Origin of the sequence: Streptomyces luteireticuli, assembly GCF_041519305.1 — a bacterium.
Classification (GTDB): domain Bacteria; phylum Actinomycetota; class Actinomycetes; order Streptomycetales; family Streptomycetaceae; genus Streptomyces; species Streptomyces luteireticuli.
Genome location: NZ_CP167927.1, coordinates 1421369 through 1447351, shown reverse-complemented (window position 1 = coordinate 1447351; position 25983 = coordinate 1421369). Strand labels below are relative to the sequence as shown.

General features: G+C 71.5%; 1 protein-coding gene. It reads left to right on the top strand.

The annotated features are described in order from the left end of the window. Positions 1-48 precede the first annotated feature (48 nt). Complete coding sequence (locus tag AB8735_RS05705) at positions 49-25983, top strand: type I polyketide synthase (protein ID WP_372405746.1); 25935 nt, start codon at positions 49-51, stop codon at positions 25981-25983.

The following is a 25983-nucleotide window of genomic DNA, read 5'->3' as shown; positions in this document are numbered from 1 at the left end:
TTCCCCGGCCCGAATCATGCCCCAGACCGGTTCAAATGAGGTGACATTGTGGGGGACGGGAACGAAGCCAAGCTTCTCGACTACCTCAAGCGTGCGACTGCGGATCTGCGGGACGCCCGCCGGCGCTTGAGGGAGATCGAGGCCGGGCAGGCGGAGCCGGTCGCCATCGTGGGCATGGCCTGCCGCTACCCCGGCGGCGTCCGTTCCCCCGAGGACCTCTGGCGCCTGATAGCCGAAGGCGGCGACGCCGTCTCCGGCTTCCCCACGGACCGCGGCTGGGACATCGAGAACCTCTACGACCCCGACCCCGACCGGCCGGGCAAGAGCTACACCCGCGACGGCGGATTCCTCCACGACGCCGCCGACTTCGACCCCGCCTTCTTCGGCATCTCCCCGCGCGAGGCCCTGGCCATGGACCCGCAGCAGCGCCTGCTGCTGGAGGCCACCTGGGAGGCGTTCGAGCGCGCGGGCATCGACCCGGCCTCGGCACGCGGCAGCCGCACCGGCGTCTTCGCCGGCGTCATGTACCACGACTACGCCTCGCGCCTGCACATCATGCCCGACGGCCTCGACGGCTACCTGGGCAACGGCAGTTCCGGCAGCATCGCCTCCGGGCGCGTGGCCTACACCTTCGGACTGGAAGGGCCGGCCGTCACCGTCGACACGGCCTGCTCGTCGTCCCTCGTCGCCCTCCACATGGCCATCCAGGCGCTGCGCAACGGCGAGTGCGAGATGGCGCTCGCGGGCGGCGTCACCGTCATGTCCTCCCCGGACACCTTCATCGAGTTCAGCCGTCAGCGCGGTCTGTCGGCCGACGGTCGCTGCAAGCCGTTCGCGGCGGCGGCGGACGGAACCGGCTGGTCCGAGGGCGTCGGCATGCTCCTGGTGGAGCGGCTGTCGGACGCGCAGCGCAACGGTCACCAGGTCCTGGCGGTGGTGCGGGGCTCGGCGATCAATCAGGACGGTGCGAGCAGCGGCCTCACCGCCCCCAACGGCCCCTCGCAACAGCGCGTCATCCGCGCCGCCCTCGCCAACGCGCAGATCACCGCCGACTCCGTCGACATCGTCGAGGCCCACGGCACGGGCACGCGCCTCGGCGACCCGATCGAGGCCCAGGCGCTGATTGCCGCCTATGGCCAGGACCGGCCGGAGGACCGGCCGTTGTGGCTGGGTTCGATCAAGTCGAACATCGGTCACACGCAGGCCGCGGCTGGTGTCGCGGGCATCATCAAGATGGTCATGGCGATGCGGGAGGGCGTCCTCCCGCGGACCCTGCACGTGGACGAGCCGACGCCGCATGTGGACTGGTCGGCGGGCGCGGTGGAGCTGCTGGCCGAGGCGGTGACCTGGCCGCAGGCCGAGGACCGGCCGCGGCGCGCCGCCGTGTCGTCGTTCGGCATCAGCGGCACCAACGCCCACGTGATCATCGAGCAGGCGCCCGTCGCCACCGAGGACGAGCCGGTGCGATCTGCCGACGGCGGCAGCGGTGTGGTGCCGTGGGTGCTGTCCGGTCGTACAGCGGCTGGGCTGGAGCAGCAGGCGGAGCGGCTGCGGGAGTTCGCGGCCGGACGCCCGGAACTGCTTCCCATGGATGTGGCGTTCTCGCTGGCGACGTCGCGCTCGGTGCTGGAGCACCGTGCGGTGGTGACGGGTGCGAGCCGTGAGGAGCTGCTGTCGGGGCTTGAGGCTGTCGCCGCCGGTGAGAACGGGGCGGCGGCGGTCGAGGGACGCTTGGCGGTGCTGTTCACGGGGCAGGGTGCGCAGCGGGTTGGTATGGGGCGTGAACTGCGTGCTGCTTTCCCGGTGTTCGCGGATGCCTTCGAGGCTGTGTGTGCTGAGCTGGATCTGGAGCGGTCGCTGGTCGAGGTGATCGACGGGGATGGTGAGGCGCTGGATCGGACGGAGTACACGCAGGCTGCGTTGTTCGCGGTCGAGGTCGCGCTGTTCCGTCTGGTCGAGTCGTGGGGCATCCGTCCCGACTTCCTGGCCGGACATTCCGTGGGTGAGATTGCCGCTGCGCATGTGGCGGGTGTTCTGTCGCTGGCCGATGCGGCACGCCTCGTGTCGGCTCGTGGGCGTCTGATGCAGGCGTTGCCGGCCGGTGGGGCGATGGTGTCGGTGCAGGCGGCTGAGGAGATGGTGCTGCCATTGCTCGCCGGTCGTGAGGCCGAGGTGGGTATCGCGGCTGTCAACGGCCCGCTGTCCGTGGTGATTTCCGGCGTCGAGAGCGCCGTTCTGGAGATCGCGGATGCCCTGGCTGCGGATGGTGTGAAGACGAAGCGTCTGCGGGTTTCGCACGCGTTCCACTCGCCGTTGATGGAGCCGATGCTGGAGGACTTCCGTCAGGTCGTCTCCCGGCTCACCTTCTCCGCGCCGTCCATCCCGGTCGTTGCCACTGGTGACGTGACGTCTCCTGACTACTGGGTGGCTCACGTCCGCGACGCGGTCCGTTTCGCGGACGGGATCCGTGATCTGGAAAGCCGTGGGGTCCGTACGTTCCTCGAACTCGGCCCCGACGCCGTGCTGTCGGCGATGGGCCAGGACTGCCTGACCGACGAACAGAACACCGTCTTCGTCCCGGTCCTGCGCAAGGGCCGCGACGAGGAGCACTCGGCCGTAGACGCGCTCGGCCGGCTCCACACCCGCGGTGTCACTGTCGACTGGCAGGCGTTCTTCGCACCGAGCGGCGCCCGCCGCGTCGACCTGCCGACCTACGCCTTCCAGCACCAGCGCTACTGGCTGGACGACGAACTGACGTTGGTCGGAGATGTCGCCTCGGCGGGTCTGGGAGCGGCGGATCACCCGCTGCTGGGCGCTGCGGTGGCACTGCCTGGCTCGGACGGGTTCCTGTTCACCGGCCGGTTGTCGCTGAGCACGCACCCCTGGCTGGCGGACCACGCCGTGGGCGGCGTAGTGCTCCTGCCGGGCACCGCCTTCGTGGAACTGGCGGTGCGCGCGGGGGACGAGGCGGGCTGCGGGACGCTGGAGGAGTTGACGCTCGCTGCCCCGCTGATCCTCCCCGGGCGCGATGGCGTTCAGCTGCGCGTCATGGTGGGCGAGGCGGACGAGTCCGGCCGTCGCCCGGTGGAGGTGTACTCGCGGGCGGAGTCCGTGGGCTCGGACGAGCCGTGGACCCGCCACGCCATGGGCACCCTGGCCGGGAACACACCGGCCGCCGACTTCGACTTCACGGCATGGCCGCCGGCGGGCGCCGAGCCGGTGGAGACGGAGGGTCTGTACGAGACCCTCGCCGCCGGTGACTTGGAGTACGGCCCGGTCTTCCGCGGTCTCCGCAGTGCCTGGCGCCTGGGCGACGAGGTGTATGCCGAGGTCACCCTGCCCGAAGGCGTGGACGCCGACGGGTTCATCCTGCATCCGGCGCTGCTCGACGCGTCGTTGCACGCCATCGGCATCGGCGTTCCCGCGGCCGGAGCGGAACTGCCGTTCGCCTGGAGCGACGTGGTGGTTCACGCGAGCGCCGCTTCGGCCCTCCGGGTGCGGGTGTCTCCGGTGGCTGCTGGTGGTGTGTCTCTGGCGGTTGCCGATGCTGCTGGTGTGCCGGTGGCGTCGGTGGGTTCGCTGGTGCTGCGGGCGGTGTCGGCCGGTGAGCTGGCGGCTTCGTCCCCTGTGGAGTCGCTGTACCGGGTCGAGTGGCCGGTGGTCTCTGTTGCCGCCGGTGCGCCGACGGACGGATCGTCGGTGGCGGTGGGCATGGTGCCCGCCGCGCTGGCCGAACGTCTGGGGGTCCACGCGGACGTGGCGTCCGTGGAGTCGGCGGATGTGGTGTTTGCCTTCCTGCCTGCTCAGTCCTGTGCTCGGGAGGCGGCGCTTGGGGCGTTGGCTCTGGTGCAGTCGTGGTTGGCGGGGGAGCGGTTTGCTTCGTCGCGGTTGGTGGTGGTGACGCGCGGTGCCGTGGGTGTGGACGAGGGTGATGCGATCACGGAGCCTGCTGCTGCGGCGGTGTGGGGCCTGGTGCGTTCGGCGCAGGCCGAGAACCCCGGCCGTTTCGTCCTCGCCGATGTCGACGGCAGCGACGCTTCGTACGAGGCGCTGCTTTCCGTTCTGATCCTGGACGAGCCGGAGTTCGCCCTGCGCAACGGCGTGGTGCACACCCCGCGCCTGGCCAAGGCGGCCGTAGCTGCCGACGCTGCCGTCGTGTGGGGTGAGGGTGCGGTGTTGGTGACGGGTGCGACGGGCAGCCTGGGTGGGCTGGTCGCGCGTCATCTGGTGACAGCGCATGGTGTGCGTCGTCTGGTGTTGACGAGTCGTCGTGGCCCGGATGCTCCGGGTGCGGCGGAACTGCGCGGCGAATTGGTCGCGTTGGGTGCCGAGGTGGCCGTCGTCGCTTGTGATGTGGCGGACCGGGAGGCGTTGGCCGGGCTTCTGGCCGGGTATCCGGTGTCGGCGGTCGTCCATGCGGCGGGTGTGTTGGACGACGGTGTGGTGGAGTCGTTGACTCCGGAGCGGATCGACGGTGCCTTCCGTGCGAAGGTCGACGCGGCCCGGAATCTGCATGAGCTGACGGAGGGCCTCGACCTCTCCGCGTTCGTCCTCTTCTCCTCCGCCGCCGGCGTCTTTGCCAGCGCCGGACAAGCTAACTATGCGGCTGCCAACGCCTACTTGGACGCTCTCGCCCAGTCCCGCCGCGCCGCCGGTCTTCCCGCGACCTCCCTCGCCTGGGGTTTGTGGGCCGACGAGGCCGGCATGGCCGGATCCCTCGGGGCTGCCGACCTCCGCCGTATGGAGCGGGAGGGCTACCTGCCGCTGACGGTCGCCGAGGGGCTCGCCCTGTTCGACGCGGCCTGTGGCTCCGGTCAAGCCGCCCTTGTGCCGATCGGGCTGAACGTACGGGCCTTCTCCGGCGACAACGCGCCCGCCCTGCTGCGCGGTCTCGTGCGTACGCCCTCCCGGCGTGCTGTCTCATCGGCTTCCCCCGTCGCTGCCGAAGGCTCTCTGGAGGCACGGCTGCGTTCCCTTCCCGCCGACGAACGTGATGCCTTCCTGGTCGATCTCGTGCGGTTGCATGTGGCCGGGGTGTTGGGTCATGGGTCGGTCGACGGTGTTGAGGGAGGCCGTGCGTTTTCGGAGCTGGGCTTCGATTCGTTGACGGCGTTGGAGTTGCGGAATCGGTTGGGTGGGGTTTCGGGGCTTCGTCTGCCTGCGACGTTGATCTTTGACTATCCGTCTCCTGTGGCTCTTGCGGCTTTCCTGCGGGGTGAGTTGCTGGGTGAGGAGGCTGTTTCGGGGTCGTCGTCCGGTGCTGGTGTGGTTGCGGTGGTGGATGATGAGCCGATCGCGATCGTGGGGATGGCCTGCCGCTACCCCGGAGGTGTCTCCTCGCCGGAGGATCTGTGGCGTCTGGTGGCGGGCGCCGGGGACGGCGTGTCGGCGTTCCCGACGGATCGCGGTTGGGACGTTGAGGGGTTGTTCGATCCGGATCCGGATCGCGTGGGGACTTTCTACGCTCGCGGGGGCGGTTTTCTGCGGGACGCTGGTGAGTTCGACCCGGCGTTCTTCGGGATTTCGCCGCGTGAGGCGGTGGCGATGGATCCGCAGCACCGGTTGCTGCTGGAGACGTCGTGGGAGGTCTTCGAGCGGGCCGGTATCGATCCGGACGCTGTGCGGGGAAGTCGGACCGGTGTTTTCGCGGGTGTGATGTACCACGATTACGCGGAGGTCGTGGGCCGGGCCGCCGATCCGGTCGAGGGTTTCATGGGCACCGGCGGAAGCATCGCGTCGGGCCGTGTGGCGTACACGTTCGGGCTGGAAGGTCCGGCGGTGACGGTGGACACGGCGTGTTCGTCGTCGCTGGTGGCCCTGCATATGGCGGTTCAGGCGCTGCGCAGTGGTGAGTGCGAGATGGCGCTTGCCGGTGGTGTGACGGTGATGGCGACGCCGGGGACGTTTATCGACTTCAGCCGTCAGCGTGGTCTGTCGGCCGATGGCCGTTGCAAGCCGTTTGCCGCGGCGGCGGACGGGACCGGTTGGTCCGAGGGCGTCGGCATGCTCCTGGTGGAGCGGCTGTCGGACGCGCAGCGCAACGGGCATCAGGTCCTGGCGGTGGTGCGGGGTTCGGCGATCAATCAGGACGGTGCGAGCAACGGTCTGACGGCGCCCAACGGCCCGTCCCAGCAGCGCGTCATCCGCCAGGCCCTCTCCAACGCCCGGTTGTCGGCCGACTCCGTCGACGTGGTCGAGGCGCACGGTACGGGTACGCGACTGGGTGATCCGATCGAGGCCCAGGCCCTGCTGGCGACGTACGGTCAGGACCGGCCGGAGGACCGGCCGTTGTGGCTGGGTTCGATCAAGTCGAACATCGGTCATACGCAGGCTGCCGCCGGTGTCGCGGGCATCATCAAGATGGTGATGGCGATGCGGGAGGGCGTCCTCCCGCAGACCCTGCACGTCGACGAGCCGACGCCGCACGTGGACTGGTCGGCCGGCGCCGTCGAGCTGTTGACCGGGTCCGTCTCCTGGCCGGAGACCGGCCGGCCCCGTCGCGCCGGCGTCTCGTCCTTCGGTATCAGCGGGACCAATGCGCACGTGATCATCGAGCAGGCGCCCGTTGCAGCCGAGGCCGAGTCGGTGCGGGACGCCGACGACAGTGGCGTGGTGCCATGGATGCTCTCGGCACAGACCGAGGAGGCACTCCAGGGGCAGGCCGAGAGGCTGCACGCCTTCGTACAGGAGCATGAGGAACTCCCACTCTCCGACGTGGCGTTCTCGCTCGCTGCAACGAGGTCGGCCATGCCCCACCGTGCCGTTGTCCTCGGCGTCGGGCGCGACGAACTGCTGACAGGGCTCGATCGACTGGCACAGGGGCAGTCCTCCCGGGACACCGCGATAGACCGTGTTCTCGACGGCCGGATCGCTGTGTTGTTCACGGGGCAGGGTGCGCAGAGGATCGGGATGGGGCGTGAACTGCGTGCCGCTTTCCCGGTGTTCGCGGATGCCTTCGAGGCTGTGTGTGCCGAGTTGGACTTGGAGCGGTCGCTGGTCGAGGTGATCGACGGGGATGGTGAGGCGCTGGATCGTACGGAGTACACGCAGGCTGCGTTGTTCGCGGTCGAGGTCGCGCTGTTCCGTCTGGTTGAGTCGTGGGGCATCCGTCCCGACTTCCTCGCCGGGCACTCGGTCGGCGAGATCGCTGCCGCGCATGTGGCGGGTGTTCTGTCGCTGGCCGATGCGGCACGCCTCGTGTCGGCTCGTGGGCGTCTGATGCAGGCGTTGCCGGCCGGTGGCGCGATGGTGTCCGTCCAGGCCGACGAGGAGACGGTGCTGCCGCTGCTCGTCGGTCGTGAGGGCGAGGTCAGTATCGCGGCCGTCAACGGCCCGCGTTCCGTGGTGATTTCAGGCGCCGAGTCGGCCGTCCTCGGCATCGCGGATGCCCTGGCGGCCGATGGCGTCAAGACGAAGCGTCTGCGCGTGTCTCATGCCTTCCACTCGCCGTTGATGGAGCCGATGCTGGAGGACTTCCGTCAGGTCGTCTCGCAGCTCACCTTCTCCGCGCCGTCCATCCCGGTCGTCGCCTCCGGTGACGTGACGTCCCCCGACTACTGGGTGGCTCACGTCCGCGACGCCGTCCGCTTCGCTGACGGGATCCGTGACTTGGAGAGCCGCGGCGTCCGTACGTTCCTCGAACTCGGCCCCGACGCCGTCCTGTCCGCCATGGGCCAGGACTGCCTGGCCGACGAGCAGAGCGCCGTCTTCGTCCCCGTCCTCCGCAAGGACCGCGACGAGGAACTCACGCTCGGCGACGCACTCGGCCGGCTCCACACCCGTGGTGTCACGGTCGACTGGCAGACTTTCTTCGCACCGCGCCGGACCCGCCGCGTCGACCTGCCCACCTACGCCTTCCAGCACCAGCACTACTGGCCGAAGCCCGCACCGGCTGTTGCCGATGTCGCGGCCGCGGGTCTGTCGATGACCGAGCACCCGCTGCTCGGCGCCGCGGTACCCCTGCCGGAATCCGACGGCTTCCTCTTCACCGGCCGTCTCTCCCTGGAGACGCACGCCTGGCTGGCCGACCATGCGGTTGCCGGTACGGTGCTGCTGCCCGGCACGGCGTTCGTCGAGCTGGCCGTGCGCGCCGGTGACCAGGTCGGCTGTGGCCTGCTGAAGGATCTGACGCTGGCCGTACCTCTGGTGCTGCCGGAGCACGGCGGTGTGCAGGTCCAGGTGTGGATCGGTGGTCCGGAGGGGAACGGGGAGCGCTCCGTCAAGGTGTTCTCGCGTCCCGAGAACGCTTCTGACGACGTCCCTTGGGTCCAGCACTCCTCCGGTGTGCTGACCGCCGACACTGCGGTCCCCGACTTCGACCTCTCCGTTTGGCCGCCGTCCGGAGCCGAGCCCGTGGCGACGGAGGGCCTGTACCAGGCTCTGGCCGAGGACGGGCTCGAGTACGGTCCGGTGTTCCAGGGACTGGACCGGGCCTGGCGTCTGGGCAACGACGTGTACGCGGAGGTCTCGCTCTCCGAGGAGGTCGACGCGGAGGCCTTCGCCCTGCACCCGGCCCTGCTCGACGCGGCTCTGCACGCGATTGCTCTCCGTTTGGACGGCACCGCTGAGTCCGGCCCCGAGCTGCCGTTCGCCTTCGGTGACATCGCGCTGTTCGCCGTGGGTGCGTCCAAGCTCCGGGTGCGGGTGTCTCCGGTGGCTGCTGGTGGTGTGTCTCTGGCGGTTGCCGATGCTGCTGGTGTGCCGGTGGCGTCGGTGGGTTCGCTGGTGCTGCGGGCGGTGTCGGCGGGTGAGCTGGCGGCTTCGTCCTCTGTGGAGTCGCTGTACCGCGTCGAGTGGCCCGTGGTGCCCGTTTCCGCCGTGGACGGTACGCGGGTCGCCGTGGGCGCGGTGCCTGCCCGCCTGGACAACCGCTTTGCGGTAGCCGCCGATCTCGAATCCGTCGTGGAGCCGGCGGATATGGTGTTTGCCTTCCTGCCTGCTCAGTCCGGTGCTCGGGAGGCGGCGCTTGGGGCGTTGGCTCTGGTGCAGTCGTGGTTGGCGGGGGAGCGGTTTGCTTCGTCGCGGTTGGTGGTGGTGACGCGTGGTGCCGTGGGTGTGGGCGATGTGGTCGCCGATCCGGCTCTGGCCGCTGTATGGGGTCTGGTGCGTTCGGCGCAGTCGGAGAACCCCGGCCGTTTCGTCCTGGTGGACGTCGACGGGACCGATGCTTCGTACGAGGTGCTGGCCTCCGCCCTCGCCGCGGACGAGCCGGAGTTCGCGCTCCGTGAGGGCGTGGCGCATGCGCCACGCCTGACCCGGGCGACCGTTTCCGGTGGCCCTGCGGCTGTGTGGGGTGAGGGTCCGGTTCTGGTCACGGGTGCGACGGGCAGTCTGGGTGGGCTGGTCGCGCGTCATCTGGTGGTGGAGCACGGGGTGCGTCGTCTGGTGCTGACGAGCCGTCGTGGTCCGGAGGCTCCGGGTGCGGCGGAACTGCGCGACGAATTGGTCGTGTTGGGTGCCGAGGTGGCCGTCGTCGCTTGTGATGTGGCCGACCGCGACGCGTTGGCCGGGCTTCTGGCCGAGTATCCGGTGTCGGCGGTCGTTCATGCGGCGGGTGTGTTGGACGACGGTGTGGTGGAGTCGTTGACTCCGGAGCGGATCGACGGTGTCTTCCGTGCGAAGGTCGACGCGGCCCGGAATCTGCATGAGCTGACGGAGGGCCTCGATCTCTCCGCGTTCGTCCTCTTCTCCTCCGCCGCCGGCGTCTTCGGCAACGCGGGCCAGGCCAACTACGCTGCGGCCAATAGCTACCTCGACGCCCTCGCCGAGCACCGCCGCGCCGCCGGTCTTCCCGCAGCTTCCCTGGCCTGGGGCCTGTGGGCCGACGAGGAGGGCATGGCCGGTGAGCTGGCCGACCACGACCGGGCCCGTATGTCCCGCTCGGGTACGCGCGGCCTGAACGCCGCCGAAGGACTCGCCCTCTTCGACAAGGCCCTGGACGCTGCCGCCGGTTCGGACGGGCAGGCACTGCTCGTACCCATCCACCTGGATGCTGCCGGCCTCCGTTCCGAGGACGTGCCCGCCCTACTGCGCGGTCTTGTCCGTACCCCGGTGGCCCGGCGTACCGCTGATTCCGGTGCCGGGAAGGCCGCCGAAACCCTGCGGCAGCGCCTGATCGGGCTGACTGCCGAGGAGCAGGACGCCGCACTTCTTCACCTCGTCCGGTCGCACGTCGCCGACGTGTTGGGTCATGGGTCGGTCGACGGCATCGAAGGCGGCCGTGCGTTTTCGGAGCTGGGCTTCGATTCGTTGACGGCGTTGGAGTTGCGGAATCGGTTGGGTGGGGTTTCGGGGCTTCGTCTGCCTGCGACGTTGATTTTCGACTATCCGTCTCCTGTGGCTCTTGCGGCTTTCCTGCGGGGTGAGTTGCTGGGCGATGTCGTTTTGGAGTCGTCGTCCGGTGTCGGTGTGGTTGCGGTGGTGGATGATGAGCCGATCGCGATCGTGGGGATGGCCTGCCGTTACCCCGGTGGTGTCTCTTCGCCGGAGGATCTGTGGCGTCTGGTGGCGGGTGCCGGGGACGGCGTGTCGGCGTTCCCTGCGGATCGTGGCTGGGATGTGGAGGGTCTGTACGATCCGGATCCGGACCGTGCGGGAACCTTCTACGCACGCGGTGGCGGTTTCCTGGGGAACGCTGGTGAGTTCGATCCTGGATTCTTCGGGATTTCGCCGCGTGAGGCGGTGGCGATGGATCCGCAGCACCGGTTGCTGCTGGAGACGTCGTGGGAGGTCTTCGAGCGGGCCGGTATCGATCCGGACGCTGTGCGGGGAAGTCGGACCGGTGTTTTCGCGGGTGTGATGTACCACGATTACGCGGAGGTCGTGGGCCGGGCCGCCGATCCGGTCGAGGGTTTCATGGGCACCGGCGGAAGCATCGCGTCCGGGCGCGTGGCCTATACCTTCGGGCTCGAAGGCCCGGCGGTGACCGTGGACACGGCATGCTCCTCGTCCCTCGTGGCTCTGCACATGGCGGCTCAGGCGCTGCGCAGCGGTGAGTGCGAGATGGCGCTCGCCGGCGGTGTGACGGTGATGGCAACGCCGGGGACGTTCATCGACTTCAGCCGTCAGCGTGGCCTGTCGGCCGACGGCCGTTGCAAGCCGTTCGCCGCGGCGGCGGACGGGACCGGTTGGTCCGAGGGCGTCGGCATGCTCCTCGTCGAGCGCCTCTCCGATGCCCGGAAGAACGGGCACCGGGTGCTGGCCGTGGTGCGGGGTTCGGCCATCAACCAGGACGGCGCCAGCAACGGGCTGACTGCCCCCAACGGCCCGTCCCAACAGCGCGTCATCCGCGCGGCACTGGAGAGCGCGGGCCTGACTGCGGCCGGTGTGGACGCCGTCGAGGCACATGGCACGGGTACGCGCCTTGGCGACCCGATCGAGGCCCAGGCCCTGCTGGCGACTTACGGCCAGGACCGTCCCGAGGGCCGTCCCCTGCGGCTCGGTTCGATCAAGTCGAACATCGGTCACACGCAGGCCGCGGCAGGCGTCGCGGGCATCATCAAGATGGTGATGGCGATGCGCGAGGGTGTCCTCCCGCAGACCCTGCACGTCGACGAGCCGACGCCGCACGTGGACTGGTCGGCCGGTGCTGTGGAGTTGCTGACCGAGGCGATGGCCTGGCCGGAGACGGACAGGCCGCGTCGCGCGGGCGTGTCGTCGTTCGGTATCAGCGGGACCAATGCGCACGTGATCATCGAGCAGGCGCCCGTTGAGGATGAGCCGGAGCGGGACGCTGTCCATGGCGGCGGCGCGGTCCCGTGGGTGCTGTCCGCGAAGTCCGCGGAAGCCCTCCGGAACCAGGCCGAGCGGCTGCACGCCTACGTCGAGGAACGCGCTGAACTTGCCGTCCCCGACGTGGCGTTCTCGCTCGCCGCATCCAGGTCGGCCATGCCCCACCGCGCCGTTGTCCTCGGCGCCGGACGCGAGGAACTGCTCACGGCACTCGCCGGACTGGCCCAGGGCGAGCCCGTGCGCGGTACCGCGCAGGACCGTGTTCTCGACGGTCGGATCGCTGTGTTGTTCACGGGGCAGGGTGCGCAGCGTGTCGGGATGGGGCGTGAACTGCGTGCTGCTTTCCCGGTGTTCGCGGATGCCTTCGAGGCGGTGTGTGCCGAGTTGGACTTGGAGCGGTCGCTTGTCGAGGTGATCGACGAGGACGGTGAGGCGCTGGATTGTACGGAGTACACGCAGGCCGCGCTGTTCGCCGTCGAGGTCGCCCTCTACCGTCTGATGGAGTCCTGGGGTGTTCGCCCGGACTTCCTCGCCGGGCACTCGGTCGGCGAGATCGCTGCCGCGCATGTGGCGGGTGTTCTGTCCCTCGCCGACGCTGCTCGTCTGGTGGTGGCTCGTGGGCGTCTGATGCAGGCGTTGCCGGCCGGTGGGGCGATGGTGTCCGTCCAGGCGGCCGAGGAGACGGTGCTGCCGCTGCTGGCCGGTCGTGAGGCCGAGGTCGGCATCGCCGCCGTCAACGGCCCGCTGTCGGTGGTGATTTCGGGCGTCGAGTCCGCCGTCCTGGAGATAGCCGAGGCCCTGGCGGCCGACGGTGTGAAGACGAAGCGTCTGCGCGTGTCCCACGCCTTCCACTCGCCGTTGATGGAGCCGATGCTGGAGGACTTCCGCGAGGTCGTCGCTCAGCTCACCTTCTCCGCCCCGTCGATTCCCATCGTCGCCTCCGGTGACGTGACGTCCCCCGACTACTGGGTGGCTCACGTCCGCGACGCCGTCCGCTTCGCCGACGCCATCCGCACCCTGGAGGGCAACGGCGTCCGTACGTTCCTCGAACTCGGCCCCGACGCCGTCCTGTCGGCGATGGGCCAAGACTGCCTGACCGACGACCAGAGTGCTGCCTTCGTCCCCGCCCTGCGCAAGGGGCGCGACGAGGAGCGCACGCTCGTCGACGCCCTCGGCCGACTCCACACCCGTGGTGTCACCGTCGACTGGCACGCGTTCCTCGCGCCGCACCGCGCCCGCCGCGTCGACCTGCCCACCTACGCCTTCCAGCACCAGCACTACTGGCCGAAGGCCGCCCTCGCCGGTGCGAACGCGGCCGAGCTGGGCATGGGGACCGCCGGTCACCCGCTGCTCGGTGCCGCCGTGCAGCTGCCGGACGGCGTGCTGTTCACCGCCCGTCTGTCCCTGGACACCCACCCGTGGCTGGCCGACCACGCCGTCGCCGGTGTGGTGCTGCTGCCCGGCACGGCGTTCGTCGAGCTGGCCGTGCGCGCCGGTGACGAGGCCGGCTGTGGCGCGCTGGAAGAACTGACGCTCGCCGCGCCGCTGGTCCTGGCCGAGCGCGGTGGAACGCATCTCCGCGTCATGGTCGGCGCGGCGGACGAGTCGGGCCGCCGCCCGGTGGAGGTGTACTCGCGGGCGGAGTCCGCGGGTTCGGACGAGCCGTGGACCCGCCACGCCATGGGCACCCTCGCCCCGGCCGCCCCGGCCGTCGGCTTGGACCTCTCCGCCTGGCCGCCGGCCGGTGCCGAGCGGCTCGCGACGGACGGCCTCTACGAGCGGCTGGCCGCGGGCGGGCTGCAGTACGGTCCCGTCTTCCAGGGGCTCACCAGCGCCTGGAAGCTGGGCGACGACGTCTACGCCGAGGTCGTTCTCCCCGAGGACGCCGGGGCGCAGGCGTTCGGCCTGCACCCGGCCCTCCTCGACGCCGCCCTGCACGCGGTCGCCCTCGACGCCGAGGACGGCTCGGCCGAAGGTCCCCAACTCCCCTTCGCCTGGAGCGACGTTGCCCTGCACGCCGTCGGTGCCTCGACGCTGCGGGTGAAGCTGTCACCCATCGGCGCCGACGGGGTGTCCCTCGCCGTGGCCGACGCCACCGGCGCGCCCGTGGCGACCGTCGGTTCGCTCGTCCTGCGTGCGGTCTCGGCCGGGGACCTGGCGGGTGCCGCCGCACCCGCCCACGTGGACTCCCTCTTCCACGTCGAGTGGCCCGCCGTGCCCGCCGCCGAGCCCCTCTCGGACGGCATCGCCGCCCTGGAACCCGTACCGTCCGCCCTGCACGAGCGGTCCGGTCCCGTCACGTCCTTCACCGGTCTCACCGAGACCGCTGAAGCCGACGGCATCCCCGCCGTGGTGCTCGCGTCGCTCGTCCCCGCGCCGGACGCCCCGTGCGGCGACGACCGGGCCGACGCGGCCCGGCAGGCCGTCCACCGGGCGCTGGACCTCGTCCAGGCCTGGCTGGCCGGCGAACGCTTCGCCGACTCCCGCCTCGCCCTGCTCACGCGCGGCGCCGTCGCCGTCCAGGGCGGCGAGGGCGCCGTCGACCCGGCGCAGGCCGCCGTCTGGGGCCTGGTGCGTTCCGCGCAGGCCGAGAACCCCGGCCGGTTCGTCCTGATCGACCTGGACGACGACCCGTCCTCGTACGAGATCCTCGCCGCCGTGCTCGCCACGGATGAACCCCAACTCGCCGTACGGGCCGGGGCGTTGCACACGCCACGCCTCGCGCGCTCCGTCGCGGGCGGCGAACTGGCCGTCGTGGAGGACACCGACAGCTGGCGTCTCGACTTCACCGAGAAGGGCACGCTGGAGAACCTGCACTTCATCGCCCACCCCGAGGCCGAGGAACCGTTGGAGCCCGGCCAGGTCCGCATCTCCGTGCGCGCGACCGGCCTGAACTTCCGCGACGTCCTCAACGTGCTCGGCATGTACCCCGGAGACGCGGGGCTGCTCGGCCTCGAAGGCGCGGGAGTCGTGGTCGAGGCCGGTCCCGGTGTGACCGGGCTGGCCGTGGGCGACCGCGTCATGGGCATGCTCTCGGGCGGCTTCGGCCCGCTCGTCGTCGCCGAGGAACGACTCGTCTCCCGGATGCCCTCCGACTGGACGTTCGCCCAGGCCGCGGCCGCGCCCATCGTCTTCCTCACCGCGTACTACGCACTGACCGACCTCTCCGGCCTGCGCGCCGGCGAGAGGATCCTCATCCACGCGGCGGCCGGCGGCGTGGGCATGGCGGCCGTGCAACTGGCGCAGCATCTGGGCGCCGAGGTCTACGGCACGGCGAGCACCCCCAAGTGGGGCGCGCTGCGGGCCGCCGGGCTGGACGAGGCGCACATCGCCAACTCCCGTACCCTGGACTTCGAGCAGGAGTTCCTGGCCGCCACCGACGGCCGGGGCATGGATGTCGTCCTGGACTCGCTCGCCCGCGAGTTCGTCGACGCCTCGCTGCGCCTGCTGCCCCACGGCGGCCGCTACGTCGAGATGGGCAAGACCGACATCCGTGACGCGGCGGAGGTCGCCGCCGCATACCCGGGCGTCACCTACCGGGCGTTCGACGTCGTCGACGCCGGTCCGGAGCGCATCCGGGAGATGTTCGCCGAACTCCTCGCCCTCTTCGAGTCCGGCGCGCTGCGGCCGCTGCCGGTCACGGCCTGGGACGTCCGCAACGCCCCCGAGGCGTTCCGCTTCCTCGGTCAGGCGCAGAACGTCGGCAAGGTCGTCCTGACCGTACCCGCCGCGCTCGCCCCCGAGGGGACGGTGTTGGTCACCGGTGCTACCGGGACGTTGGGGGCTTTGGTGGCCCGGCATTTGGTGGTCGAGCATGGTGTGCGTCATCTGTTGCTGACCAGTCGTCGTGGTGCCGATGCGCCCGGTGCATCCGAACTCCGCGCCGAGTTGGTGGCGTTGGGTGCCGAGGTGACGTTTGCGGCGTGTGATGCGGCGGATCGTGAGGCGTTGGCCGCTGTGCTGGCGGCCGTTCCGGACGGGCGTCCGCTCACCGGTGTCTTCCATGTCGCCGGTGTCCTGGACGACGGTGTCGTCGCCTCCCTCACCCCCGAGCGGATCGACACGGTCCTCCGGCCCAAGGCCGACGCCGCCTGGAACCTCCACGAACTCACCCGGCACCTGGACCTCTCCGCCTTCGTCCTGTTCTCCTCGGCCGCGGGCACCTTCGGCAACCCCGGCCAGGCCAACTACGCGGCGGCGAACAGCTTCCTCGACGCCCTCGCCCGGCACCGCCACGCCCTGGGCCTGCCCGCCACGTCCCTCGCCTGGGGCCTGTGGGCCGACGCCAGCGGCATGACCGGCGCCCTCGATGAGACCGACCTGCAGCGCATGGCACGTTCCGGCGCCGCCGCGCTCACCGCCACGGAGGGCCTGGCCCTCCTCGACACCGCCCTCGGCCACCCCGAACCCCTCCACGTGCCCATGCACTTGGACCCCGCCGCACTCGCGGCGGACGCGGGAGCGGACGGCGTCCCGGCACTGCTGCGCGGACTCGTCCGCACCCCGGCCCGGCGCACCGCCGAGGCCGCGGGCGCGGCCCCGGGCGCCTCGCTCCAGCAGCGCCTCGCCGCCCTGCCCGCGGCCGAGCGAGACGCCGTCCTGCTGGACGCCGTCCGTACGCACGTCGCCGCGGTCCTCGGCCACGCCGACGCCGACACCATGGACGCCGACAAGTCGTTCAAGGAGCTGGGCTTCGACTCGCTCACGGCCGTCGAACTCCGCAACCGGCTCGGCACGGCCACCGGCCTGCGCCTGCCCGCCACCCTCGTCTTCGACTACCCGACCCCCGTCGCCCTTGCCGAGCACCTGCGCACCAACCTCGTCGGCGACGACGAGCCGGCACCGGCCACCGCCGCGCCCACGGGCCTCGCCACCGCCGTGGGGGCCGACGAACCGATCGCGATCGTCAGCATGGCCTGCCGGTTCCCGGGTGGCGTCGCCTCGCCCGAGGACCTCTGGCAGCTCCTGACGGCGGGCGGGGACGCCATCACCGAGTTCCCCACGGACCGAGGCTGGGACGTCGAGGCTCTCTACGACCCGGAGCCGGGCCGTCCCGGCACCAGCTACACCCGGCAGGGCGGATTCCTGCACGAGGCGGCCGAGTTCGACCCGGTGTTCTTCGGGATCTCGCCGCGGGAAGCCGTGGCGATGGACCCGCAGCAGCGCCTGCTGCTGGAAGCCTCCTGGGAAGCGTTCGAGCGGGCGGGCATCGACCCGACGTCCCTGCGCGGCAGCCGCACGGGCGTGTACGCGGGCGTCATCTACCACGACTACGGGCTGCGCGTCACGGACGTCCCCGAGGACGTCGACGGCTACCTGGGCACCGGAACCTCCGGCGGAGTCGTCTCCGGCCGGCTGTCCTACACGTTCGGGCTGGAGGGTCCGGCGGTGACGGTGGACACGGCGTGTTCGTCGTCGCTGGTGGCCTTGCACCTTGCCGTGCAGGCGCTGCGCAGTGGTGAGTGCGAGATGGCGCTCGCGGGTGGTGTGACCGTCATGGCCACCCCGGGGACGTTCATCGACTTCAGCCGTCAGCGCGGTCTGTCCGCCGACGGCCGCTGCAAGGCGTTCGCCGGGGCGGCCGACGGCACGGCCTGGGCCGAGGGTGTGGGCATGCTGCTCGTCGAGCGGCTCTCCGACGCACAGCGCAAGGGCCATCAGGTCCTGGCGGTCGTGCGCGGCTCGGCAATCAACCAGGATGGCGCGAGCAACGGACTGACCGCCCCCAACGGGCCCGCCCAGCAGCGCGTCATCCGGCAGGCACTGGCCAACGCCCAGGTCCCCGCCGAGTCCGTGGACGTCGTCGAGGCGCACGGTACGGGGACGACGCTGGGCGACCCGATCGAGGCGCAGGCACTCCTCGCCACATACGGCCAGGAACGCCCGGCCGACCGGCCGCTCCTCCTCGGCTCGGTGAAGTCCAACATCGGTCACACGCAGGCTGCCGCCGGTGTCGCGGGCATCATCAAGATGGTGATGGCGATGCGCGAGGGCGTCCTCCCGCAGACCCTGCATGTGGACGAGCCGACGCCGCACGTCGACTGGGCCGCCGGTGCGGTCGAGTTGCTGACCGGGGCGACGGCATGGCCGCAGTCGGACGGGCCGCGCCGGGCCGGCGTGTCGTCGTTCGGCTTCAGTGGCACCAATGCCCACGTGATCATCGAGCAGGCGCCCGGCGCCCCGGACACCTCCGAGACGCCGGACGCCGGGCCCGTCACCGGCGCCATGCCGTGGATCCTGTCCGCCCGCAGCGCCGACGCGCTGCGGGAGCAGGCGCGGCGACTCCACGCCCATGTGAACGGCAGGCCCGGACTGCGGGTTGTCGATGTCGCGTCCTCGCTGGTGCTGAGCCGGGCGACATGGGAGCACCGCGCGGTGGTCGTCGGCAACGGCCGCGAAGAACTGCTGGCGGGACTGTCCGCCCTGGCGGACGGCGGTGCGCTGACCGGTGAGGCCGTGGGCGGGAAGCTGGCGGTGCTGTTCACGGGGCAGGGTGCGCAGCGGATTGGGATGGGGCGTGAATTGCGTGCTGCGTTCCCGGTGTTCGCGGAGGCGTTCGCTGCCGTGTGTGCCGAGCTGGATCTGGAGCGGTCGCTTGTCGAGGTGGTCGACGGGGATGGTGAGGCGCTGGATCGTACGGAGTACACGCAGGCCGCGTTGTTCGCGGTCGAGGTTGCGCTGTTCCGTCTGGTCGAGTCGTGGGGTGTTCGTCCGGACTTCCTGGCCGGGCACTCCGTGGGCGAGATTGCCGCTGCGCATGTTGCCGGTGTTCTCTCCCTTACAGATGCTGCTCGCCTCGTGTCGGCTCGTGGGCGTCTGATGCAGGCGTTGCCGGCCGGTGGCGCGATGGTGTCGGTGCAGGCGGCCGAGGAGATGGTGCTGCCGCTGCTCGCCGGTCGTGAGGGCGAGGTCGGTATCGCGGCCGTCAACGGACCGCGTTCCGTGGTGATTTCGGGCGCCGAGAGCGCCGTTCTGGAGATCGCGGATGCCCTGGCGGCGGATGGCGTGAAGACGAAGCGTCTGCGCGTGTCTCATGCCTTCCATTCGCCGTTGATGGAGCCGATGCTGGAGGACTTCCGCCAGGTCGTCTCCCGGCTCACCTTCTCGGCCCCGTCGATCCCGGTCGTGGCCTCCGGTGACGTGACGTCCCCCGACTACTGGGTGGCTCACGTCCGCGACGCGGTCCGTTTCGCGGACGGGATCCGTGATCTGGAGAGCCGTGGCGTTCGTACGTTCCTTGAACTCGGCCCCGATGCCGTCTTGTCGGCGATGGGCCAGGACTGCCTGGCCGACGACCGGAGCGCCGTCTTCGTCCCGGTCCTACGCAAGGGGCGCGACGAGGAGCTCACGCTCGTCGATGCGCTCGGCCGACTCCACAGCCGTGGTGTAACCGTCGACTGGCAGGCGTTCCTCGCGCCGCACCGGGCGCGCCGCGTCGATCTGCCCACCTACGCCTTCCAGCACCAGCGCTACTGGCTGGAGGACTCCACGGACCGGGTTTCGGGAGGGGCTTCCCAACTCGACCCCGTCGAGGCCGCGTTCTGGGAAGCCGTGGACGGCGAGGACCTGCCTGCCCTGGCCGACACCCTGAGCCTCGATGATGAAGCTCCGCTCAGCGCGGTGCTGCCGGCCCTGTCCGCCTGGCGCGCCCGTCGTCGGGCCGCGGTCGCGGTGGAGGGCAGCAGCTACCGGGAGATCTGGAAGCCGCTCACCGGCATATCGACCGCGGTTCCCGGTGGGACGTGGGCTGTTGTGGTGCCGTCCGGGTTTGCGGAGCATGCCTGGGTGACCGCCGTTGCGGCGGTGCTTGAGGGCGCGGGTGCGCGGGTGGTCCGTGCCGAGGCCGGTGCGGAGTGCGTGGAGCCCGAGGCGATGGCGGATCGGCTGAGTGCCGCGCTGCTGGAGGCCGGTGTGGAGCCGGGTGCGGTGGACGGCGGGGTGTTGTCGTTCGTCGGTCTGGATGAGACGTCGGGTCTGCTGTTGTCGTCGGCTCTGGTGAGTTCCCTGGGTGTGGTGGGTGTGGGTGCGCGGCTGTGGGCTGCTACCTGCGGTGCCGTGTCCGTGGGTGTCTCGGAGCGGGTGAACAGCACGGTGCAGGCCCAGGTGTGGGGTCTTGGCCGGGTCGTGGCGCTGGAGTACCCGCAGTTGTGGGGCGGTCTCGTTGACCTTCCGGAAAGCCCCGACGACCGCACGGCGGCCCGTCTGCTCAACGTCCTGGCCGCTTCCGGCGGCGAGGACCAGGTCGCACTGCGCCCGTCCGGGGTCCACGCCCGACGCCTCGTCCGCGCCGCCGAGGCCGGCGACGGCCCCGCCTGGACCCCGTCCGGCACCGTCCTGATCACCGGCGAGCCCGGCGGTCCGGCCGGTCGCGCCGCGCGCCGCCTCGCCGCCAGGGGAGCCCGGCACGTCGTGATGGCGGGCGATGCCGCCTCCGCGGGTGACCTGCGTGAGGAACTGGCCGGACTCGGTACCGAGATCGAGTTTGTCCGCTGTGACACCTCCGACCGTGACTCCCTCGCCGCACTGTTGACGGCGCATCAGGTGACGGACGTGGTCCACGCGGCCTGCGCGCCCGACGACGGAATCGTCGAGTCGCTGACGCCACAGCGCTACGCAGCCGTCCTCGCCGGGACGGTCGATGCCGCTCGCCACCTCGACGAGCTCTCCCGTGAACTCGGCCTGGAACTCCGTTCCTTCGTCGTCTTCTCCGCTCTCGCCGGGACCATCGGCACCGCCGGACAGGCCACCCACGCCGCGGCCACGGCGCACCTGGAGGCGCTGGTCCGCCGGCGCCGCGCCGACGGCCTGGCCGCCACCGCCGTCGCCTGGGGCCCCTGGGCCCCGACAGCCGAGCTGTCCGAGCTGTCCGAGCCGGACGAGGCCGGTCACCGTAGCGGCACCCTTGACGAGCAGCTCCGGCGCGTCGGCATCCCCGCCCTCGCACCCGAGTCGGTCGACTCCGCCCTGGACCGGGCGCTGAACGGCACCGCCGAACCGGTGCTGACCGTTGCCGAGATCCAATGGGACACCTTCCTTCCGGCCGTCACGGCGACGCGTCCCCACGCGCTCTTCGCCGATCTGCCCGAGGCGCGCGACCTCGCGGCGGCCGTGGAGAGCGCCACCGCGGGTGCCTTGCGCGAACGGCTGGCCGGCCTGCCGGAGGGCGAGCAGAACCGCATCCTGCTGGATGCCGTCCGGACACAGATCGCGTCCGTCCTCGGTTACGCCGGGCCGGAAGCGGTCTCGACGGGCCGCGCGTTCAAGGAACTCGGCTTCGACTCGCTGACCGCCGTCGAACTCCGCAACCGGCTGAGCACGGCCACCGGCCTGCGCCTGCCCGCGACCCTGGTCTACGACTGGCCGACCGCCACCGCTCTGGTCGACCACCTCCGTACCGAACTCCTCGGCACGGAGCAGCGGATGGCCGACTCGCGGGCCGTAGCCGCCCCGGTGGACGACGATCCCGTCGCCATCGTCGGCATGGCCTGCCGCTACCCGGGCGGTGCCCGCACCCCCGAGGAGCTGTGGCAGCTCGTCGTCTCGGGCACGGACGCGATCTCCGAGTTCCCCACCGACCGCGGCTGGGACCTGGACGCCGTCTACCACCCGGACCCCGAGCACCCCGCGACCTCGTACACCAACCGGGGCGGATTCCTGCACGACGCCGCCGAGTTCGACCCGGCGTTCTTCGGGATCTCGCCGCGTGAGGCGCTGGCGATGGACCCGCAGCAGCGCCTGCTGCTGGAGACCTCGTGGGAGGTCTTCGAGCGGGCAGGCATCGACCCCGCCTCGCTGCGGGGGAGCCGGACCGGCGTCTTCGCCGGGGTCGCCTACCACGACTACGGGTCCCGGCTGCGCGCCGTCCCCGACGAGTTGGAGGGCTACATCGGTACCGGCAGCTCCAGCAGTGTGGTCTCGGGACGCGTGGCCTACACGTTCGGGCTGGAGGGTCCGGCGGTGACGGTGGACACGGCGTGTTCGTCGTCGCTGGTCGCGCTGCATTTGGCGGTTCAGGCGCTGCGCAGTGGTGAGTGCGAGATGGCGCTCGCGGGTGGTGTGACCGTCATGGCCACCCCGGGGACGTTCATCGACTTCAGCCGTCAGCGCGGTCTGTCCGCCGACGGCCGCTGCAAGCCGTTCGCCGGCGCGGCCGACGGCACGGGTTGGGGCGAAGGCGCGGGCGTGCTGCTCGTGGAGCGGCTGTCGGACGCGCGGCGCAACGGCCATCAGGTGCTGGCTGTAGTGCGCGGTTCGGCCACCAATCAGGACGGGGCGAGCAATGGTCTGACGGCACCCAACGGCCCGTCCCAGCAGCGGGTCATCCGGGCCGCGCTGGAGAGCGCGGGGCTGACGACGGCCGATGTGGACGCGGTCGAGGCGCACGGTACGGGGACGACGCTGGGCGACCCGATCGAGGCGCAGGCGCTGCTGGCGACGTACGGTCAAAACCGGTCGAAGGAACGGCCGTTGTGGCTCGGTTCCATCAAGTCGAACATCGGCCACACGCAGGCTGCCGCCGGTGTCGGTGGCGTCATCAAGATGGTCATGGCGATGCGCGAGGGCGTCCTGCCGCAGACGCTGCACGTGGACGAGCCGACCCCGCACGTCGACTGGTCGGCGGGCGCGGTGGAGCTGCTGACCGAGGCGATGGCCTGGCCGGAGACGGACGGGCCGCGGCGTGCGGGCGTGTCGTCCTTCGGCTTCAGCGGCACCAACGCGCACGTCATCGTCGAGCAGGCACCCGAGGAGGAGGCTCCCTCGCAGGCACCGACCGTGACGGCGGAGACCGACGGGACGCCGCTCCCATGGGTCGTGTCCGCCCAGGGGGCCGACGCCCTCCGGGCGCAGGCGCGGCGCCTGTTGACGCACCTGCGGGCCCACGACGACCTGTCCCCGGTCGACGTGGCCCACTCCCTGGCCACCTCGCGCTCGGCCCTAGACGTCCGCGCCGTCGTCACCGGTACGCGACGTGACGAGCTCGTGGCGGGTCTGACGGCCCTTGCCACGGGCGGGTCCGCCACCGGAGTCCACGAGGGCCGGGTGGAGGACGGCGCACTGGCGGTGCTGTTCACGGGGCAGGGTGCGCAGCGGATCGGGATGGGATGTGAACTGCGCGCCGCTTACCCGGTGTTCGCGGAGGCGTTCGCTGCCGTCTGTGCCGAGCTGGATCTGGAGCGTTCTCTGGTCGAGGTGATCGACGAGGACGGCGAGGTGCTGGATCGTACGGAGTACACGCAGGCCGCGTTGTTCGCGGTCGAGGTTGCGCTGTTCCGTCTGGTCGAGTCGTGGGGTGTTCGTCCTGACTTCCTGGCCGGGCACTCGGTCGGCGAGATAGCGGCTGCGCATGTGGCGGGTGTTCTGTCGCTGGCCGACGCTGCTCGTCTGGTGGTGGCTCGTGGGCGTCTGATGCAGGCGTTGCCGGCCGGTGGTGCGATGGTGTCCGTCCAGGCGGCCGAGGAGACGGTGCTGCCGTTGCTCGCCGGTCGTGAGGCCGAGGTCGGTATCGCCGCCGTCAACGGCCCGCTGTCCGTGGTGATTTCGGGCGCCGAGTCGGCCGTCCTCGGCATCGCGGATGCCCTGGCGGGCGACGGTGTGAAGACCAAGCGTCTGCGGGTCTCGCACGCCTTCCACTCGCCGCTCATGGACCCGATGCTGGAGGACTTCCGCCAGGTCGTCTCGCAGCTCACCTTCTCCCCTCCCGCCATCCCGGTCGTCACCTCCGGTGACGTCACGTCCCCCGACTACTGGGTGGCTCACGTCCGCGACGCCGTCCGCTTCGCCGACGCCATCCACACCCTGGAGAGCCGGGGCGTTCGTACGTTCCTCGAACTCGGCCCGGACGCCGTCCTGTCGGCGATGGGCCAGGACTGCCTCACCGACGACCGGAGCGCCGCCTTCGTCCCCGTCCTCCGCAAGGACCGCGGCGAGGCGGAGGCCCTGGTGGCCGCGCTCGCACAGCTGCACGTCCGGGGTGTCACGCCGGACTGGGCCGCGTTCCTGGCCCCGTTGGCGGGGCGCCGCGTGGAGCTTCCGACGTACGCGTTCCAGCGCGGGCACTACTGGCTGGACGACGCCTCGCCCGAGGCCGCCGGCGTTGCCGCTGCGGCCGCCGCCGACCCCGCCGAGTCCGCGTTCTGGGAGGCCGTGGAGCAGGAGAACCTGCCCGATCTGCTGGAGACGCTCCGGCTCGACGGCGACGCCCCCCTGAGCGAGGTCCTGCCGACGCTGTCGGCCTGGCGGGTGCGCAGCCGGGAGCGTGCGACGGTCGACGGCTGGCGCTACCGCGTCAGTTGGCAGCCGGTGGCGGAACCGGCCGCCGGACTGCCGTCCGGGGACTGGCTGTTCGTCACGGCGCCCGCAGCGGGTACGGCCCTGGGCGAGTCCGTGCGGCAGGCGCTGGCCGCCTCCGGCGTCCGGCTGGTGCCCGTGACGGCCGACGCGGACTGCCGGGGCCGTACGGTGCTGGCCGCGCGGCTGAGGGATGCCGTGGCCGCGGCGGGGCTCTCCGCCCCGCCGGCCGGGGTCGTCTCCCTCCTCGCGCTGGACGAGGAGCACGGCACGCTCCTGACCTCGGCGCTCGTCCAGGCGCTGGGCGACGCGGACCTGACGGCGCCGGTGTGGGCCGTCACCTCGGGTGCCGTCGCCGTCTCCGCCGACGAGCGGCCCGGCAGCCCGGCCCAGGCCCAGGTCTGGGGCGCGGGACGGGTCGTGGCCCTGGAGTACCCGCGCCTGTGGGGCGGTCTGATCGACCTGCCCGGGGCCGGTGCGCTGGACGACCGTGCGCTGGAGCGCCTGGTGGGCCTGCTGGCCGACGCGGGCGGCGAGGACCAGATCGCGGTCCGTCCGTCCGGCGTTCTCGCCCGCCGTCTCGTGCGGGCGCCGGAGGGCGCGGGGGCATCGCGGGACTGGTCGGCGCCGGAGACGGTGCTCGTCACCGGCGGCACCGGCGCGCTCGGCGCGCGGATCGCCCGCTGGCTGGTCGAGCGCGGCACGAGCCGTCTGGTGCTGGTCTCGCGCCGGGGCATCGACGCGCCGGGCGCGGCCGGGCTGCGGGACGAACTCGCCGCCGCGGGAGCGGACATCACCGTCGCCGCCTGCGACGTGACCGACCGGGACGCCCTCGCGGCGCTCCTCGACGCCCACCCGGTGACCGGTGTGGTCCACGCGGCCGGTGTGCTGGACGATGGGATCCTGGAGACGCTCACGCCGGAGCGCTACGCGACCGTCCTGGGCCCGAAGGCGGAGGCCGCGCGGCATCTGCACGAGCTGACCCGGGACCGGGGCCGGGAGCTGTCGCTCTTCGTCCTCTTCTCGTCCATCGCGGGCACCGTCGGCAACCCCGGGCAGGCCAACTACGCCGCAGCCAACGCCTACTTGGACGCCCTGGCGCAGCAGCGCCGGGCCGAGGGCCTGGCCGCGACGGCCGTCGCCTGGGGTCCGTGGACGGGTGACGGCATGAGCGACGGCGAAGGGCTCGCCGAGCGGCTGCGCGAGGGCGGTCTGCCGCCGATGGACGCGGAGTACGCGATGTCGGCCCTCGCCCGGGTGCTGGCCGCGGACGAGAGCGGGCTGACCGTCGCCGATCTGCGGTGGGACCGGTTCGTCCCGCCGTTCACCACGGGCCGTCCCAGCCCGCTGCTGGGCGACCTCCCCGAGGTGCGCGGACAGGCCGCCGCGGCGGTGGCCGTCACGGCCGCGGCCGGGGGCGACCCGGCGCAGGTGCTGCGGGAGCGGCTGGCGGGGCTCCGGGGCGAGGAGCGCGAGCAGGCGTTGCTCGGCCTGGTGCACGAGCAGGTCGCCGCGGTGCTCGGTCACGCCTCCGCGGCCTCGGTGGAGGACGGCCGGGCGTTCAAGGACCTCGGCTTCAGTTCGCTGTCCGCGGTCGAGTTCCGCAACCGGCTGGGCGCCGCCACGGGCCTCGGGCTGCCGGCGACGCTGATCTTCGACTACCCGACCCCGGCCGCCCTCGCGGGCTTCCTGCGGCGCGAGCTCCTCGGCGTCGAGGGCGCCGCAGCCGACGGGGCCGACGGGGCGGAGGGCGCGCCGCTCCTCGCCGAACTGGACCGGGTGGAGGAGCTGTTCACCACCATGGGGCCGGGCGACCCGGACGCGGACCGCATCACCGCTCGCCTCCAGTCCCTGCTGGCGCACTGGAACGACCTCCGGAAGGCGGAGGACGGCGAGGACGACCTCGCGGCGGCCTCGGCCGACGACATCTTCGACATCATCCAGAACGAGTTCGGAAAGTCCTGA